Source organism: Caballeronia sp. LZ019 (genome assembly GCF_031450825.1).
Classification (GTDB): Bacteria; Pseudomonadota; Gammaproteobacteria; order Burkholderiales; family Burkholderiaceae; genus Caballeronia.
In genome coordinates this window covers 11819-28694 of record NZ_JARTVZ010000005.1, presented here as the reverse complement: position 1 = coordinate 28694, position 16876 = coordinate 11819, and the positions used below count along the sequence as shown (strand labels likewise).

The window sequence follows — 16876 nt, the reverse complement described above, 5'->3', positions numbered from 1 at the left end:
TTGGTGCTTTCAGGCCCTCCGTTTGTCGGACCTGGCGTTCAGACGCGCACGCCGCGCTCAACAAGCTGGCGCTGAAGCGCCGGCCACATCTTCGCCACCGCTTCCTCGCCCGCAAGTATCGCCGCGTTGCGCTGACTGAAGTCGCTGCTGCTCATCGCGTTGAGATTCGGGCGAATGACCGCGTCCGCGTACTTGTCGAGTTCATAGGCCTTGATCGACTGGCCCATGATCGTGAAGGTCTGCATCAGCACGTCGAAAGAACTTTGCGTGAGCGCGGTTTCCGGTCTCGCGGAGATGTTGACGGCGATCACGAAATCCGCGCCCATCTTGTGCGCGAACGCGGCGGGGACGGGGCTGACGAGCCCGCCATCGACGTATTCGTGATCGCCGATCTTCACCGGCTCGAAAATCGAAGGCACGCTGCACGACGCCCGCACCGCGATGCCGGTATTGCCGCGCTGAAAGAGAATCGGCTGGCCGTTTCTGAGATCCGTGGCGACGATGCCGAGCGGCTTCGCCATTTTCTCGATCGGCCGATTGTCGAGCGTCCTGTTGAGATAATTCTGCAGCGCGACGGCTTGCAGGATGCCGCGCGTGCGAAAGGGCATCGCCCAGTCGCTGATCGACGCTTCGTCCATTGTCAGGGCGAGTTTGTTGATCGCGATGCCGTTCATCCCCGATGCATAGAGCGCGGCGATCACCGATCCCGCGCTCGTGCCTGCAACGAGATCCACGCGCACGTTACGCGCTTCCAGCGCCTTGATGACGCCGATATGCGCAAAGCCGCGCGCCGCGCCGCCGCCGAGCGCGAGACCGATGCGGGCCGGGCGCTGCGAGCCCGCGTTCGCCGCAGGCGTCGCCGCGACGGGCGCGCCGCCGCCGCTCGTGGTCGTGCACGCGGCGAGAACGGAAGAGGCCGCCGCGAGCGAGAACGCGCGGCGCGAAAGGCGAGGTGACGATGACTTCAAGACGGACTCCAGCGATGCGGCAGGTTCGAAGCCGCTCGCGTTGGGCGACGGCTGAGCGTGCAAGGGAAGCGGCGCGCACATCATAAAACAAAGCCGCGCGGGGCGGCGCGAAGCGGTTGACGAGTATAATTTCGTCTCATTTTCCAGGTGGCGCGCGCCTCGTACACGTGGTGCTTTCCGTTCGCGCCGAGCGCTTCGGGCGACCGACATGCGAAGGCATCGCGGTTTGCGCGCGACGACCATCGAGTATTTCGAGAACAACGCAATGACCCAAGTCCGTACACGCTTCGCCCCGAGCCCGACCGGCTTCATCCACCTCGGCAACATTCGCTCCGCGCTTTATCCGTGGGCGTTCGCGCGGAAGATGAAGGGCACCTTCGTGCTGCGCATCGAGGACACGGACGTGGAGCGCTCCACGGAAGCCTCCGTCGACGCCATCCTTGAAGGCATGGCGTGGCTCGGCCTCGATTTCGACGAAGGCCCGTTCTATCAGATGCAGCGCATGGACCGGTATCGCGAAGTGGTCGCGCAGATGCTCGAGAACGGACTTGCGTATCACTGCTATATGTCGACGGAAGAACTCGACGCGCTGCGCGAACGGCAGCGCGCCGCCGGCGAGAAGCCGCGTTACGACGGCACGTGGCGCCCGGAGCCGGGCAAGGTGCTGCCGCCGGTGCCCGAAGGCGTGCAGCCGGTGGTGCGCTTTCGCAATCCGCTCACGGGCGTCGTCGCGTGGGACGACGCGGTTAAGGGACGCATCGAAATCTCGAACGAAGAACTCGACGACCTCGTGATCGCGCGGCCGGACGGCACGCCGACGTACAACTTCTGCGTGGTCGTTGACGATCTCGACATGAAGATCACCCACGTCATTCGCGGTGACGATCACGTGAACAACACGCCGCGCCAGATCAACATCCTGCGGGCGCTCGGCGGCGAGCCGCCGGTGTACGCGCATCTGCCGACCGTGCTGAACGAGCAGGGCGAAAAGATGAGCAAGCGCCACGGCGCGATGAGCGTGGTCGGGTATCGGGATGCCGGCTATCTGCCGGAAGCGGTCGTGAACTACCTCGCGCGGCTCGGCTGGTCGCACGGCGATGCGGAAATCTTCTCGCGCGAGCAGTTCGTCGAATGGTTCGATCTCGAGCATCTTGGCAAGTCGCCGGCGCAGTACGATCACGACAAGCTCAACTGGCTCAACGCGCATTACATCAAGGAAGCGGACAACGGGCGGCTCGCGGAACTGGCCCGGCCGTTCCTTGCCGAAGCGGGGATCGACGCCGCGGCCATCGATGGCGGCGCGCCGCTGGATCAGGTCGTCGCCCTGCTGAAAGACCGCGCATCGACGGTGAAGGAGATCGCCGATAACGCCGCGATGTTCTATCGCGAGCCGGCCATCGACCCCGACGCGTATGCGCAGCATGTGACCGATGCGGTGCGCCCGGCCATCGCCGATCTGCGCGCGGCGCTCAAACAGGCGGAATGGAGCAAGGAAGCCATCTCCGCCGCGCTGAAATCGACGCTGGCCGCGCACAAGCTCAAGATGCCGCAACTGGCGATGCCGGTGCGCCTGCTCGTCGCGGGCACGACGCACACGCCGTCCATCGACATCGTGCTGATGCTGTTTGGCCGCGAAGCGGTGCTGCGTCGGCTTGGGAAGGCGGCTGGTTGAGGAAGCGGCGCGCAATGGGCGGATGGCGGATCATCCATTGCGCGCGAAACCGGCAGGTGAGGCAGAAAAGTTTCGATTTATCGCCCCGAAGGTATTTACAAGTTCGAAAACGGCCGATAGAATCTCGTTTCTGTTCTGCAAGGGGGTATAGCTCAGCTGGGAGAGCGCTTGCATGGCATGCAAGAGGTCAGCGGTTCGATCCCGCTTACCTCCACCAAAGAACAGATGAAGCAGTTTCGCGAAGTATTGTCCGGATCAGTTGCCAGATTCGGAAGTCGCAAAAAATACTTCACAAGATACTCGAAGTTGTTTAGAATCTCGGTCTTCGTTGATTCGAAGCAGCAAACGGAATCAGCGAAGCAAGCATCAAAGACAGATTCACAAGTTTCTGTCCCCTTCGTCTAGAGGCCTAGGACATCACCCTTTCACGGTGAGTACAGGGGTTCGAATCCCCTAGGGGACGCCAGAACATCGGCGGCTGCTAGTTAAAAGCGCTGCAAGGTTTCATGAGCTGAATAAGCGCGTGAAACGACGAAAGAGCTGGAGCGGTAGTTCAGTTGGTTAGAATACCGGCCTGTCACGCCGGGGGTCGCGGGTTCGAGCCCCGTCCGCTCCGCCAACACTTTGTGAGCAGGAGTAAGTCCGGCTGATCAGCCGGTTTTTTTTTCGCCGCAGGGTTGCAATAAGTTTGTTGTCCCCTTCGTCTAGAGGCCTAGGACATCACCCTTTCACGGTGAGTACAGGGGTTCGAATCCCCTAGGGGACGCCAGAACATCGGCGGCTGCTAGTTAGCGCTGCACGTTCGCGAGGTTCATCATCCTCGCGGGCGGGATGAAAGAGTTGGAGCGGTAGTTCAGTTGGTTAGAATACCGGCCTGTCACGCCGGGGGTCGCGGGTTCGAGTCCCGTCCGCTCCGCCAACTCACGATGAGAAAATCCAGCCTTCGGGCTGGATTTTTTTTCGCCTGTTCTTTCCGCGCCGTCCGCTTGAATTCTGCGGCGTTTGCAAACCGCGTCCCGACCATCGCATTTTCGATTTGCCAGCACGCTCGCGCTGACATAGTGTGGAGGCACTGTCCCGTGCCTGCATGCGTGCGATGCTCGACCCGACCGAAGACCTTTCCCTCTACCAGCTCCGCCAGGCGACCATGGCCGACTTCCCGTTCGCCGAGGCGCTCACGCACGACAACATGGTCGGCTACTACCGGCGGCACAATCTCGTCTGGCGCGGCGATCTTTTCTTGTCGAGCTGGCGCGAATCCGAGAACTTCATCCTGCAGGCCGACGGCGTGCCGATCGGCATGATGCGCGTCACCGAGGAACATCACTCGCTTCATATCCGCGATGTCCAGATCGCGCAGGGCTATCGCGGCCGGGGCGCCGGCACCTTCCTGCTCGACACGGCCCATCGATGGGCGCGGGCGCGCGGTCTCACGGAATGCCAGTTGCGCGTGTTCGTCGATAACCCCGCCGCACGCCTCTATGTGCGCATGGGCTATCGGCCGGCCGGGCCTCGCCTGGCGCAACTCGGCGCGATCCGGCACATGGTTCGGCGTGTCTAGCGCGTTCGCCGCAGCCGATCAGAGGCTATCGACGTTGCGCTCGTCGCTGGCATCGCGTGCGAAGAAGGCGCGGGGACTTTCGCCGAAGGCGCGGCGGAACATCGCCGAGAACGCGCTCTGACTCTGATAACCCAGCTCCCGCGCAACCTGCGCGAGCGGCCGCCCCTGGCTCAATAGCGGAATGGCGCGCGCGAGCACGGCCTGCTGACGCCACTGCGAGAAACTTACGCCCAACTCGCGCCTGAAAAGCCGTGCGATGGTGCGCGTGCTCGCGCCCGCTTCCGATGACCAGCGCTCCAGGTCCGCATGCGACGGATCGGCGAGCACCGCGTTGCAGAGCGCGCGCAGGCGTTTCTCCGTGGGCATCGGCACGGAAAGCGGCAGCGGCTGCGAACGAATGATTTCATCGAGCGCGAGCGTGCCGAGCAGCCGCTCGCGCTCGCGGGTGATCGGCTTGTCATCGAGTGCTGCGATCACTTCGCGCAATAGCGGCGATACCTCGACGACGCGGCACGCATCGAGCCCCGGCGGCACGACGCTGGCATCCACGTAAAGCGTGCGCAGATACGCGTCCTCGACGATCACGACCTCGTGCGTGACGTTGGGCGGCATCCAGATCGCGCGCGAGGGCGGGACCATCCATGTGGAATCGGCGGTTGCGACGCGCAGCACGCCGCGCGACGTATAAGCTACCTGCGCCCACGCATGCGTATGCAGCGCGATCCGGACGCCGGACGGCACCGGTCGCGAGCGCACGCGGATGGGATGATCGAGCGTCGGCGAGTGCTCGACGGGGATATCGAGATGCTCGACCTCCTCGTTGAACGGCCGCGGATCGGCAAACGTCGCCATATTCGGATTGGTGTGAAACGTGCTGCATGACGGCGCTGAACTCTGGCCGCGACTTGTCGATGTTAATCGACCATTGCAGGCAGGGTTTTTTGGGCGGCGATAATGCTCGCTCATCCGATTGTCGACATGGGAGCGCTTCCGCCGATGCAACACGTTTTCGTCTATGGCACGCTTCGCGCGGGCGAGGTCAACGATATCAATGCCGCCGCGCAACGTCATGCGATTGCGGCGCCGACGCGGATCGGCGCGGCGCACGTGGCAGGCCGTCTATACGATTTCGGCTCGTATCCGGGACTGGTGCTGGACGACGCCGGCGCGCCCGTTCATGGCGATATCTATCTGATCGAAGATGCGCTCGTGCCCGTGCTCGATGAGATCGAGCACGTGTATCCGGGCGTGGAAGGGCTGTTCCGCGCGCATCGATTGCACGTCGAAGTCGAAATGGACGGCGGCGCGACGCACATCGATTGTCTGGTCTACCCGGTGACGGCCGCGGCGGCGCAAGGGCTGCCGCGCATAGAAGGCGGCGACTGGATCGCGCACCGCACTGCTCGCGCCTGAGCGAAGGGCGAAGGGCGAAGGGCGAAGGGCGAAGGGCGAAGGGCGAAGGGCGAAGGGCGAAGGGCGAAGGGCGAAGGGCGAAGCGAAAAGCGGGGCAAAAGCAACCCACGCCGTCACGCGACGCACATGCATCGCCGTGACGGCGCGGCCGACCCGCGCGGCGAGGTCGGAAAGCCGAAGCGCGTTACTCGGCCGAGTGCTTCTTCGACTTGCCGTGCGACTTCTTGTGATGGCCCGACTTGCCCGACGTTGACTGATCCATCTGCATGTCCTGCATGCTCGACTGACGCGATTGCAGCGCCTGCGCGCGCGACTCGACATCGGCGATCCGTGCCGGGTCCGTGCTCATGCGCACGCCTTGTTCGCTTTGCGCGTATGCCGATGCGACGGCGCTGATGGACAACAGAACAGCCAGGGACACCTTCTTCATTTTTAGCTCCTAATAGCAGTTGAACCCGGGAATCGCCTGCCGACCCGGTCAGACAGACCCAGGGATTCGAGCAAAAAGCGCTCCTGCTTTGCCGGCGAGCGCCTCTCCGGTCGAGCGACGATCCGGGTAAGTCGATCGTAAGCCTAAAACAAGTGCGCAGGATGTCGGGCAGGCGATTTCGGCCGGCCGTCGGCCGGTGCGGAATCATACCGGCGCGGTTCGGTCCTTTCTAGTCCTGATTATTTTGATATGGCGCCCTAGTAGAGGTGCAGCCAGCGATACACATGAAACCGCGCAAGCCCGACGAGTTCATGCAGCGCGAGCTCGCTATTTTCGAAACTCTTGAAACGCGGAATGAGCGTTAGCCGGGAGCGCCGCACGTCGGAGACATAAGGCTGTGGTTCATAGCCGAACGCTTCGAACGCCCGGACAGAACGCCGCATGTGATAGGCCGACGTGATGACGATCAACGCGCCATCGTGTGCATTCCCTAATATCTCGGCTACGTTCTGTGCGTTTTGATAGGTGTTCAGGCTCTTGTTTTCTCGCGTGAGATCGGCGGAAGGCACGCCTCTCGCCAGCACGTAGGGCGCGTAATTGTCGGCTTCCGCTTGTCCGTGATCCTGCGGATCACCGCCGCTGACGATCACGCGGCACGATGCGCCTCTCTCCCGGCACTCACGATACACCTGCGCCGCCGCCGCGATGCGCGGCATCGCGGCCCGCTTGGGAACCAGTCCCGAGTCGCTGCGCGAGGTTCCGCCGCCCATCAGGACGATCGTCGTCTTGGGTGCGAAGGAGGGCGGTATCGTCTCTTCATAACCGTACTGTGCGAGAGCGAACAGCGGTCTTGCGAACCAGCCTGTACCGAATCCCCAGGCGAGCAGTAATCCGACGATGGCGATTTGCTTGCGCCTTCTCGGCCAAAGCGCGAACAATGCAAAAAAAAGCAGCAATAAAGTAAATAGAACCAATTTGATTGGGGTAACGTATTGGTTTCAGGGCAATTCGCTCCGTCATCGCGTGTTCAGAGCGCATCGGCGAGTGGTGCAGAAAGCGCGTGATCAGCGCGCGTTCAACGGGGGTTTTTAAGAGAAAGCAGCACCTAACGCAAGCGGCGGCCAAACATTCAGGCTGCGAACGGTGGTCTCGCTCGTCAGTGTGAAATTCGGCGCGCCGCGTTTAGTTGACGTCGCGGGCCGTCTTGCGACCGTCACGAGCGTCGTCATGGCTGCATAGGAAGAAAGAACGAGATGACCACGTATTCCAACGAAGCCGTACTGGAAGCACTTCGCCGGGCGCAGTATCGTCAGGTTCCGTGGGCGAAACGCCCCAACGTTTTTGACCGTCTTCGCGCCCTCGGACTACTCGAACTCGCGCGGCAGAGAACCGTCGCGCCGGCGCCCGGGTTCCACGCACCCGTCGATATCGCCGTCGTCACCGAGCGGGGAAAGCAGGAATTTTCGCGGTTGTCGAAAGATGAGCGGTCGATCGACTGGGATCTGCGCCGGAGCGAGCCTTACACCTTCGGCGGCCACGAAGCGATGCTCGAAGCGAGAATCTAGTCCACGCGCTCGAGGGCAAGTCAGCCTTGGCTACTGGCCGAGGGTGCGGCGTCGTCGGTGCATGCGGGTGAGGAAAGTGGAAAAAAGCCCGTATCCTGGGATACGGGCAGACCGGATATCACTGTTGCCATGCTGTGCTCATGGCATAAGGTGTGACTGATGGCGGCGCGCGTGGTTCCGCCTCGACGAACGTCGGCGATCAGTGCTGCGGCGAGCGTTCTTCGCGATCGTTGTCAGGCCGGGCGCGCACGTTACTCGCGATATCCCCGCGCAGGTCCCCGCGCGGCGCGGGCGGTGCCGTAGCGCGGGCGCGCGCGGCGTTCTGTTGCGTGGCCGTCGCGGTCCGGGTACTCAGGCGCAAATCGGACGATGCCAGCGGCGGCTGCGTGTGGCCCGCTGCCGCTACGCCGGCGAGCGCACCGAGCGCACCTCGGACGAGCAGAGTCGATGCCTTCATGGAAAGTCCTTCGAGTCCTCGTGGACGTGTTTATCCATCCCACAAGCTATGCCTCGTCGGACCGAACCGCTGTAAGCAATGGTAAAGAGTTGTATCGCGTCAGGCGCGCAGCGCTTGGGCGATGAGGGAGAACAGCATGCGCGAAAGGGAGAGCGGCTGAGCCGTAGCCGGCGCGCAACCGGCTACGTCCAGAGAAGCGAACTCAGGCCATTTTGGCGGGCGCGCGCCACGATTCCGGATTGGTCCAGAATGCGCCGCGCAAGCGATCGCGGCTCGGCGGCGCCGGCGGCTTCACCGCGCTGGAGCCGATGCGTCCACGCAACGAGACCTCGCGGCCGTTGCTCGACAGACGCTTCACGATTTCGGCGAGCGTGCCATCGGCTTGCCATTCGTCGAAGCGACGACGGCAGGTGGGCGGCGAAGGATAACGGCCGGGGAGCTTCGACCAGCCTTCGCCTGTCGACAACACCCAGAGCACGGCGTTGACCACCGAGCGCGCTTCGACACGCGGACGGCCGCGCCGCTCGCTGCGTGCCGGCTCGGAACAGAACAACGCCTCAACCAGCGCCCACTCGTTATCTCTCAAATCGTCGAACAGCACCATATCTCACCTCAGCGAAGCTAACCCCGGTGCGCTGCCCCGCGCCGCGCACTCTGGTCGGAATCCGATGAACGAATACCAGGGAAGGCCGAAACCGCCGCGGCGACCATGTTTCGATATCTCCGCGTAGGACTCCGACCCTGTGCGCAATGAAATGCGAGAACCGTGCCATGCATGTCGCGAAATCCGGGAAACCCGCATGGCAGTAGGCTGACGCGATGCCAGCATGGCCCGTATCAGACCCGAAACGGATTGATTAAGAAATCGGGACAATCACCAATCCTGTGCAGCGGGCCCATCAGCCGTGCGTCGAGGGTGGATTGCTGCACTGCGGCGAAACCGCAGCTGCGAGCGGCGCGAGTCGCTATCCGCTTATAATCCGGCATGAAAACCGGCTATTAATGAATCATTGGAATGAACGCGCCTTTGAACGTGACGTTGCGGCAACTGCGCGTCTTTATCGAGGTATCGCGGCTGCGCAGCTTCAGCCGCGCAGGCGATGAGATCGGCCTCACGCAGTCGGCGGTCAGCCGGTGCGTGCGTGAGCTGGAAGGCGAGATCGGCCTGAAACTGATCGACCGGACCACGCGCGAAGTGCAATTGACGGATGTCGGCGTCGATCTCGTCGGCACGGTGTCGCGGCTGCTGGCCGATCTGGACGAAGCGCTGCGCGAAGTGCGCGACCTCGGGCAGCAGCGCCGCGGACGCGTGATCGTCGCCGCGAGTCCGACGGTCGCCTGCCGGCTGATGCCGCGCGTGATCGCATCGTGTCTGCGTCAGCATCCGCTGATCGCCCTCAGCCTGCGCGACGACGTGCAGTCGGACGTGGTGCGCAAGGTCAAATCGGGCGAAGTCGACTTCGGGGTCGTGATCGGCCCGTTCGCCGCCGACGAGCTCGAGTGCCAGCCCGTGATGACCGATTCCTTCTGTCTCGTCGCGCGACGCGACCACCCGCTCGCGCAGGATCGCGTCGCGCCCTGGGCCGCCCTCGCCGGCGAACGGCTCGTGATGCTCGATCACGCATCGGGCAGCCGGCCGATTATCGATGCCGTCATGGCGGAGCACGGCGTTGACGCGCACGTCGTGCAGGAGCTCGGTCATTCGGCGACCGTCTTCGGTCTCGTGGAGGCGGGCGTCGGCGTCAGCGTGCTGCCGTGGCTCGCGCTGCCGCTGCCGGCGGATTCGTCGCTCGTCGCGTTGCCGCTCGAGCCGCGCGCCGAGCGCACCGTCGAACTGGTGCGGCGGCGCGACCGGTCGTTGTCGCCTGCGGCGGAATCCGTCTGGACGCTGATCGCTGGGCTCCCGGCGCGAGCGGAAGAACTGGAGTGAGCGCGAATGAACGCGAATGAGCGGCGGGCCATCTCGAAATTGACGCCGCCGCGTTAGACTTCGTTCTTTTCGACGGAGCGGGCGATGAGTGAATCGGAAGGCGCGGTGATCGTTGAATTGAGCGGCTTGACGGGCGCGCAGCCGGACACGCGCGGCGCTCCTAATGCGCGCGATGCCGTGCGGGCGCTGCGGCCGTCGCAGATCCGCGAAGTCGCGAATGCGGGCTTCGGCGTGCCGGATGTGCTGCCGTTCTGGTTCGGCGAGTCGGACCGCGTCACGCCGCCGTTCATCCGGGATGCCGCGAGCCGCGCGCTCGCCGACGGCGCCACCTTCTACACGCACAATCTCGGTGTCGCACCGCTGCGCGAGGCGCTCGGGCGCTATGTCGGCGCACTGCACGGCGAGACGCCGGCGGCCAACATCGCGGTCACGAGTGCCGGAGTCAACGCGCTGATGCTGGCGGCGCAGCTCGTCGTCGGGGCGGGCGATCGCGTCGTCGCCGTGACGCCGCTCTGGCCGAACCTCGTCGAAATTCCGAAGATTCTCGGCGCGACGGTCGAGACCGTGTCCCTGAGCTACGGCCCGCGCGGCTGGGCGCTGGACGTCGAGCAACTGCTCGCCGCGTTGACGCCGTCCACGCGGATGCTGATGATCAACTCGCCCAACAACCCGACCGGCTGGACGATGACCCGCGACGAGCAGCGCGTCGTGCTCGAACACTGCCGGCGGCATGGCATCTGGATCGTCGCGGACGAAGTCTACGAGCGCCTCTATTACGGCGGGGAGGCAACGGTCGCGCCGTCGTTTCTGGATCTCGCGGCGCGCGACGAACGCGTGATCGCGGTCAATTCGTTCTCGAAAGCGTGGCTCATGACCGGCTGGCGTCTCGGCTGGATCGTCGCGCCGGCGGCCTTGATGGACGATCTCGGCAAGCTCGTCGAATACAACACATCGTGCGCGCCGTCGTTCGTGCAGCAGGCGGGCATCGTCGCGGTCGAGGAGGGCGAAGCCTTCACGCGATCGCTCGTCGCCGATCTGCGTGCAAGCCGCGATCACCTCGTGAAGGCGCTGCAAACCATCGACGGCGTGGATGTCCGCGCCCCCGACGGCGCGATGTACGTGTTTTTCTCGCTGCCCGGCGCGTCGAGCAGCCTTGCGTTGTGCAAATCACTGGTGCGCGAGGCTGGCCTCGGACTCGCGCCCGGCAGCGCGTTCGGCGCGGAAGGCGAAGGATTCGTGCGCTGGTGCTATGCGTGCGACCCGGCGCGACTCGACGAAGGCGTCGAACGCTTGCGGCGTTTCCTCGCGGAACGCACGTAATCAGTGAGCGCCGGGGCAGGGAATCAATCACCTTTACGCCCCGGTTCTTTTTGCGTAATATGGCGCTCAGTCATGCGCTTTCGCCTAGGAAAGCGCCACCTCGTCCGGCTGGGATGGCCCGGCGATTCGCTCACCGATCGCCCATTGACGCCTCTCCCCGGTGCGTGCTCCCAATCAATATGACCGATCAATCGGGCGAGCGCGTCTGAAACTCCGCGTCCAGCATTATCGCGCGCACCGCTTCGGTGCCGTTTGAACCCGCTCAGGCTCGATTTGAATTCGGATCATTGACCATACAGGGTTGACCCAAGCTGCATGAATACCCAAGAGGCGAAAATCGTCCTCGAGACCGCTTTGATTTGCGCGCAAGAGCCGTTGCGGCTGAGTGAGCTGCGCAAGCTCTTCGTCGAAGACATATCGGCGGATACCGTGCGCACGCTGCTCGAAGAACTCCAGGCCGCATGGTCGGATCGTGGCGTCGAGCTGGTGGCGCTCGCGTCGGGATGGCGCTTTCAGAGCAAGCCCGCCATGCGGACCTATCTCGATCGTCTGCATCCGGAAAAACCGCCGAAGTATTCGCGCGCCGTCATGGAGACGCTGGCGATCATTGCTTATCGTCAACCGGTGACGCGGGGCGATATCGAGGAAATTCGCGGCGTCACGGTCAATACGCAAGTGGTCAAGCAGTTGGAAGATCGCGGATGGATCGAGGTGATCGGTCATCGTGACGTGCCCGGCCGGCCCGCGCTCTACGCGACGACGAAGCAGTTCCTCGACGATCTCGGCCTCACCGCGCTCGACGAGTTGCCGGCGCTGGACAATCCGTCGTCGCAACTGGAAGCGACGCTGCTCGCGCAGCATTCGATCGATTTCCCGGATGGCGCGGCGGCGCAGACATCGCCGGAAAATGCTGCCGGCGAGAGCGGCGGGCAGGGCGCGCCAGCGGTGGTTATCGATCAGACCGGCGCAGGCGCGTCGGAGAGACACGACGAAGGCGGAACGGTTCATGCGGATTTCGATGGCGCCAATGCTGCCTCGCCGCTGACCGAACTTCGCGTGCAGCCGCTGAAGCCCGAGCACGAGGCCTCCGAAGCCGGCCGTGCGGATGCCGCTCGCGAAGCGCATGGGGACGAACAGGACACACACGCATCGGCCGACGCTGATCTGACTGACGACGATTCCGAAGAGGAACCGAAGGCGCGCCCCGCCTGATGCAATTGCATGGCCCCTGATTTCACCGGTCTTCGATAAAAGATTACGTCGAAGACGAAGGCCGGACCGGTCAGCGGATATTTTTGACGCGCCCCCTTGTGCGCGCAATTCGACATTTGAGGTTGTTTTGACACACTCCCACGACAGCGATTCGCCCGAATCCGCGCGGCCCGTGCATGCCGCGGACGCCCATGAGTCGGCCGATGCCGGCGAACGCACGCGCATCGACGAGAGCGCCGATGGCGATGATCGCCCGCGCCGCGGCCTGCGCCGCGGGCCGCGCAGCCTGATCGCGCGACGCCGCGCTGTCGCCAAGACGAAGGGCGCCGATGGCGCGCCCGCCGCGCCCGGCGCGGTGACGGAAGCGCCGCCCGATGGCGTCGTGGCTGCGCAGGTCCGCATGCCGCGCAAGGATGCGAGCGCGAAGAAGCCGCGCAATGCCGGCGGCGAACCGCACGAGGACAAGCAGGGCGAGAAGCCCGCGCAGAAGCAAGGCGGGCGCAAGAACACGCGTCGCAATCCGGGCGAGGCGGGAGTCGAGGCATCGGGCGATGCCGCAGCTGCTGCCCCGCGCGAAGGCGGCCGGCGCAAAGGTCCGCAGCAGAAGCGCGAGAAGCCGGAAAAGCAAGGCAAGCGCGGCGACGCGGGTCCCGCGACGGTCGAAAAGGCCGCCGCCGCTGCCGTCGACGACGTCTTCGCCTACGTGACATCGCCCGCATTCGACGCGGACAACGGCGCCGCCGGCGTGCGCGCGCCGATGCTGCGCCGTGGCCGCAACGCGCCTCAGCAAAAGCGCGTGCTCGAGCCGGACGACGACGCACCGAAGCTCCACAAGGTCCTCGCCGATGCCGGCATGGGCTCGCGGCGCGACATGGAAGAACTGATCATCGCGGGGCGCGTGTCGGTCAACGGCGAGCCGGCGCACATCGGCCAGCGGATCATGCCGACCGACCAGGTGCGCATCAACGGCAAGCCGCTCAAGCGCAAGCTCGCGAGCAAGCCGCCGCGCATTCTGCTGTATCACAAGCCGACGGGCGAGATCGTCAGCCACGCGGACCCCGAAGGGCGTCCGTCGGTGTTCGACAAGCTCCCGTCGATGAAAACGGCCAAGTGGCTCGCGGTCGGCCGTCTGGACTTCAACACGGAAGGGCTGCTGCTGCTCACCACATCGGGTGATCTGGCGAATCGCTTCATGCACCCGCGCTATAGCGTCGAGCGCGAGTACGCGGTGCGCGTCGTCGGCCAGTTGTCGGAGGCGATGAAGCAGAAGCTGCTGAAAGGCATCGAACTCGACGACGGTCCCGCGAACTTCCTGCGCATTCAGGATGGCGGCGGCGAAGGCACGAATCACTGGTATCACGTCGCGCTGGCGGAAGGCCGCAACCGCGAAGTGCGCCGGATGTTCGAAGCCGCTGGCCTGATGGTCAGCCGTCTGATCCGCACGCGTCACGGTCCGATCGCGTTGCCGCGCGGCCTCAAGCGCGGCCGCTGGGAAGAACTGGAAGACAATCAGGTGCGCAGCCTGATGGAGTCCGTCGGACTGAAGGCGCCGGTTGCCGAAAAGGGCGGACGCAGTGCGACGCCGCGTGTGCAGCCCGATCCGATGCAGACCTCGATGGGCTTCATCACGCGCGAACCCGTGTTGAGTTCGCACTCGCGCATGGCGCAGACGCCGGTTCGCGGCGGGCGGCGCGGTGCGGCGGCGGGCGGGATGCCGGGCGCGTTCGGCGTCGGCGGCATGGGGGGCTTCGGCGGGAACACCGGCAATGCGGGCGGTCCCGGCCGACGCGGCGGCCGTGAAGTGAACGGCAACCGAATCGGCGGTGAGCCGAACGGCAATCGCGCAAATGGCGGCGGTCGCGGTCCGGTTCAGCGCGGCGCTCGTCCGCAAGGCGGGCCGCAGGGTGCGAGCGGCCCGGCCAAGCGCGCAAACGGCAATGGCCCGCGCGGCGGCAATCGTCAGGGCGGCGGCCAGCAGCCGGGCGCAGCGCAAGGGAAGGCCGGTGCGGGTCGTGGCGGTCCGCGCAATCGCTCGCGCGGGCGATGAAAACCGTGCGCGTCGCCTGATCGGGCGACGGGCCGAACCGGTCGGAAGCGGTGCTTTCGACCGACTTCGAAAACGCGCAGCCAGCACTATCGAGAGAACGCAAAAAAGCATGCGATCCGGCGCGAAACGGGGCCGAACGCGCGCGCTACGTTTGCGTTTATCCCGAAAAATGGCTAAAATCACGAAGTCGCTGGGCACATAGTTTTCGCGCTGCCCGGGTGCGACCTCGGTTGAAAAAGATGGGCGTTGCGCCCATTTTTTTTTGGCTTTTTGGTTCGGCATCTCGGGAGCAGGGGTGCGCGCCCGGTCAAGGCGCTCGCCCGCAGGTGTTTCGCGGCGCGATGCGCGAACACCTTGGAGTTACTGTGCAACTGACGGAATTGATTGAAACCACGGTCTCGAGCCTGGGCTACGAGCTTGTCGATCTCGAACGTTCGGGAGGCGGCATGCTGCGCATCTATATCGACCAGCCGGCCGGTATCGCCATCGAAGACTGCGAAAAAGTCACGCGTCAGCTCCAGTACGTGCTCGAGGTCGAGAATATCGACTATGACCGCCTCGAAGTGTCGTCGCCGGGGCTCGATCGCCCGCTCAAGAAGCTGGCCGATTTCGAGCGCTTCGCGGGAAGCGAAGTCGTCATCACACTGAAAAAGCCGCTGGACGGGCGCAAGTCGTTCCGGGGCATTCTGCACGCCCCGCAAGGCGAAAAGATCGAATTGGAATTTGAAGGGAAGGACGGCGCCGCAGTGCTCGATTTCACGCTCGCGGACCTCGATAAAGCACGTCTCGTCCCCAAAGTTGACTTTAGGAGCCGCAAACAATGAGTCGCGAAGTTTTGATGCTGGCGGATGCGCTGGCGCGCGAAAAGAACGTCAACAAGGACGTGGTGTACGCAGCCCTGGAGGCTGCGCTTGCTTCGGCAACGAAGAAGCTGTTCGAGGAAGATGTCGATATCCGTGTCGCGATCGACCGTGAAAGCGGCGAACACGAAACGTTCCGCCGCTGGCGCGTGGTGCCGGACGAGGCCGGCCTTCAAGAGCCGGATCAGGAAATCCTGTTGTTCGAAGCGAAGGAGCAAAAGCCCGACGCGGAAGTGGACGATTTCATCGAAGAACCCATTCCCTCGATCGAGTTCGGCCGTATCGGCGCGCAGGCGGCCAAGCAGGTCATCCTGCAGAAAGTGCGTGATGCCGAGCGCGAGCAGATCCTGAACGACTTTCTCGAGCGCGGTGAAAAGATCATGACCGGCTCGGTGAAGCGTCTGGACAAGGGCAATTTCATCGTCGAATCGGGCCGCGTCGAAGCGCTGCTGCGCCGCGATCAGCTCATTCCGAAGGAAAACCTGCGCGTGGGCGACCGCGTGCGCGCGTACATCGCGAAGGTGGACCGCACGGCGCGTGGCCCGCAAATCGAACTCTCGCGCACGGCGCCCGAGTTCCTGATGAAGCTGTTCGAGCTGGAAGTGCCGGAAATCGAACAAGGGCTGCTGGAAATCAAGGCGGCCGCGCGCGATCCCGGCGTGCGTGCGAAAATCGGGGTGATCGCCTATGACAAGCGTATCGACCCGATCGGTACCTGCGTCGGCATCCGCGGTTCGCGCGTTCAGGCGGTACGTAACGAGCTCGGTGGCGAGAACGTCGACATCGTGCTATGGTCGGAAGACCCCGCGCAGTTCGTGATCGGCGCCCTCGCGCCGGCAGCCGTCCAGTCGATCGTCGTCGATGAAGAAAAGCATTCGATGGACGTCGTCGTCGACGAAAGCGAACTCGCGGTCGCCATCGGCCGCAGCGGCCAGAACGTTCGACTCGCCAGCGAACTCACCGGCTGGCAGATCAACATCATGACGCCGGACGAATCGGCGTTGAAGCAGAACGAAGAGCGTGGCAAGTTGCGCGACCTGTTCATGGCGCGTCTGGATGTGGACGAGGAAGTCGCAGACATCCTGATCGACGAAGGCTTCACGAGCCTCGAAGAAATCGCCTATGTGCCGCTCAACGAGATGCTCGAAATCGAAGCCTTCGACGAAGACACTGTGCACGAGCTGCGCAACCGCTCGCGCGATGCGCTCCTGACGATGGCCATCGCCAACGAAGAGAAGGTGGAAGGCGTCGCGCTCGATCTTAAAAGTCTGGAAGGCATGGACAACGAGCTTCTCGCGAAGCTCGCGGAGCACCAGGTTCAAACCCGCGACGACCTCGCGGAGCTGGCAGTAGATGAACTGGTCGAAATGACCGGTATGGAAGAGGATGCCGCTAAGGCGTTGATCATGAAAGCACGTGAACACTGGTTCCAGTGAGAAAT

At 64.0% G+C, this 16876-nt stretch carries 16 protein-coding genes and 5 tRNA genes; 15 read left to right on the top strand and 6 right to left on the bottom strand.

What is annotated here, in order from left to right; genetic code table 11:
* Positions 1 to 38 precede the first annotated feature (38 nt).
* Positions 39 to 1049, bottom strand: coding sequence for a patatin-like phospholipase family protein (locus tag P9255_RS13465; RefSeq protein ID WP_309790743.1), 1011 nt, complete (start codon positions 1047 to 1049; stop codon positions 39 to 41).
* Positions 1050 to 1176: 127 nt separating this feature from the next.
* Between P9255_RS13465 and gltX the strand changes: the two genes are divergently transcribed.
* The 7 genes from gltX (at position 1177) to P9255_RS13430 (ending at position 4201) form a co-directional block, all read left to right on the top strand.
* Positions 1177 to 2640 carry a glutamate--tRNA ligase gene (gene gltX, locus P9255_RS13460; protein WP_404980333.1) on the top strand — a complete coding sequence of 488 codons (1464 nt, stop codon included), beginning with the start codon at positions 1177 to 1179 and terminating at the stop codon, positions 2638 to 2640.
* 141 nt (positions 2641 to 2781) lie between these two features.
* Positions 2782 to 2857 (top strand) — tRNA-Ala (locus tag P9255_RS13455).
* 173 nt (positions 2858 to 3030) lie between these two features.
* Positions 3031 to 3106, top strand: a tRNA-Glu gene (locus P9255_RS13450).
* Between the two features lie 76 nt (positions 3107 to 3182).
* Positions 3183 to 3259 (top strand) — tRNA-Asp (locus P9255_RS13445).
* Positions 3260 to 3333: 74 nt separating this feature from the next.
* Positions 3334 to 3409 (top strand) — tRNA-Glu (locus tag P9255_RS13440).
* A gap of 73 nt (positions 3410 to 3482) precedes the next feature.
* Positions 3483 to 3559 (top strand) — tRNA-Asp (locus P9255_RS13435).
* Between the two features lie 177 nt (positions 3560 to 3736).
* Positions 3737 to 4201, top strand: a complete 465-nt coding sequence (locus tag P9255_RS13430) for a GNAT family N-acetyltransferase (RefSeq protein ID WP_309789807.1) — start codon at positions 3737 to 3739, stop codon at positions 4199 to 4201.
* Positions 4202 to 4219: 18 nt separating this feature from the next.
* On the opposite strand, the gene P9255_RS13425 is transcribed toward P9255_RS13430, so the two are convergent.
* Positions 4220 to 5053: a helix-turn-helix transcriptional regulator gene (locus P9255_RS13425; RefSeq protein ID WP_309764650.1), complete on the bottom strand. Its 834-nt coding sequence runs from the start codon at positions 5051 to 5053 to the stop codon at positions 4220 to 4222.
* Between the two features lie 144 nt (positions 5054 to 5197).
* On the opposite strand from P9255_RS13425, the gene P9255_RS13420 reads away from it, so the two are divergent.
* Entirely contained in the window at positions 5198 to 5614 is a 417-nt protein-coding gene (locus P9255_RS13420; protein WP_309764651.1) for a gamma-glutamylcyclotransferase family protein, read from the top strand.
* 184 nt (positions 5615 to 5798) lie between these two features.
* On the opposite strand, the gene P9255_RS13415 is transcribed toward P9255_RS13420, so the two are convergent.
* Together P9255_RS13415 and P9255_RS13410 are read right to left on the bottom strand one after the other, a co-directional pair.
* Complete coding sequence (locus tag P9255_RS13415) at positions 5799 to 6044, bottom strand: hypothetical protein (RefSeq protein ID WP_309764652.1); 246 nt, start codon at positions 6042 to 6044, stop codon at positions 5799 to 5801.
* 257 nt (positions 6045 to 6301) lie between these two features.
* Positions 6302 to 6814, bottom strand: a complete 513-nt coding sequence (locus tag P9255_RS13410) for a YdcF family protein (protein WP_309764653.1) — start codon at positions 6812 to 6814, stop codon at positions 6302 to 6304.
* A 483-nt stretch (positions 6815 to 7297) separates the two neighbouring features.
* On the opposite strand from P9255_RS13410, the gene P9255_RS13405 reads away from it, so the two are divergent.
* A complete protein-coding gene (locus P9255_RS13405; RefSeq protein WP_309764654.1) occupies positions 7298 to 7609 on the top strand; it encodes a hypothetical protein in 312 nt (103 codons plus the stop codon).
* Positions 7610 to 7808: 199 nt separating this feature from the next.
* Here the strand turns inward: P9255_RS13405 and P9255_RS13400 are convergent, their stop codons facing one another.
* Positions 7809 to 8066, bottom strand: coding sequence for a hypothetical protein (locus P9255_RS13400; RefSeq protein WP_309789806.1), 258 nt, complete (start codon positions 8064 to 8066; stop codon positions 7809 to 7811).
* 202 nt (positions 8067 to 8268) lie between these two features.
* Positions 8269 to 8670, bottom strand: a complete 402-nt coding sequence (locus P9255_RS13395; RefSeq protein WP_035969202.1) for a transposase — start codon at positions 8668 to 8670, stop codon at positions 8269 to 8271.
* A 423-nt stretch (positions 8671 to 9093) separates the two neighbouring features.
* Here P9255_RS13395 and P9255_RS13390 point away from each other — a divergent pair, with 423 nt between their 5' ends.
* The 6 genes from P9255_RS13390 to nusA all read left to right on the top strand — a co-directional run bounded on the left by P9255_RS13390 (position 9094) and on the right by nusA (position 16871).
* Entirely contained in the window at positions 9094 to 9996 is a 903-nt protein-coding gene (locus P9255_RS13390) for a LysR substrate-binding domain-containing protein (protein ID WP_309790742.1), read from the top strand.
* Between the two features lie 84 nt (positions 9997 to 10080).
* Positions 10081 to 11316 carry a pyridoxal phosphate-dependent aminotransferase gene (locus tag P9255_RS13385; RefSeq protein ID WP_309764656.1) on the top strand — a complete coding sequence of 412 codons (1236 nt, stop codon included), beginning with the start codon at positions 10081 to 10083 and terminating at the stop codon, positions 11314 to 11316.
* A gap of 315 nt (positions 11317 to 11631) precedes the next feature.
* The gene (gene scpB, locus P9255_RS13380) at positions 11632 to 12528 is read left to right on the top strand and encodes an SMC-Scp complex subunit ScpB (RefSeq protein ID WP_309789805.1); all 897 of its coding nucleotides are present in this window, start codon (positions 11632 to 11634) and stop codon (positions 12526 to 12528) included.
* A 127-nt stretch (positions 12529 to 12655) separates the two neighbouring features.
* Positions 12656 to 14575: a 23S rRNA pseudouridine(2605) synthase RluB gene (gene rluB, locus P9255_RS13375; RefSeq protein ID WP_309789804.1), complete on the top strand. Its 1920-nt coding sequence runs from the start codon at positions 12656 to 12658 to the stop codon at positions 14573 to 14575.
* A gap of 365 nt (positions 14576 to 14940) precedes the next feature.
* Positions 14941 to 15399 (top strand): ribosome maturation factor RimP, encoded by a 459-nt coding sequence (gene rimP, locus P9255_RS13370; RefSeq protein WP_309765443.1) that lies wholly within the window; start codon positions 14941 to 14943, stop codon positions 15397 to 15399.
* A complete protein-coding gene (gene nusA / locus P9255_RS13365) occupies positions 15396 to 16871 on the top strand; it encodes a transcription termination factor NusA (RefSeq protein ID WP_040050197.1) in 1476 nt (491 codons plus the stop codon). Before rimP ends, nusA begins: the two co-directional genes overlap by 4 nt.
* Positions 16872 to 16876 lie beyond the last annotated feature (5 nt).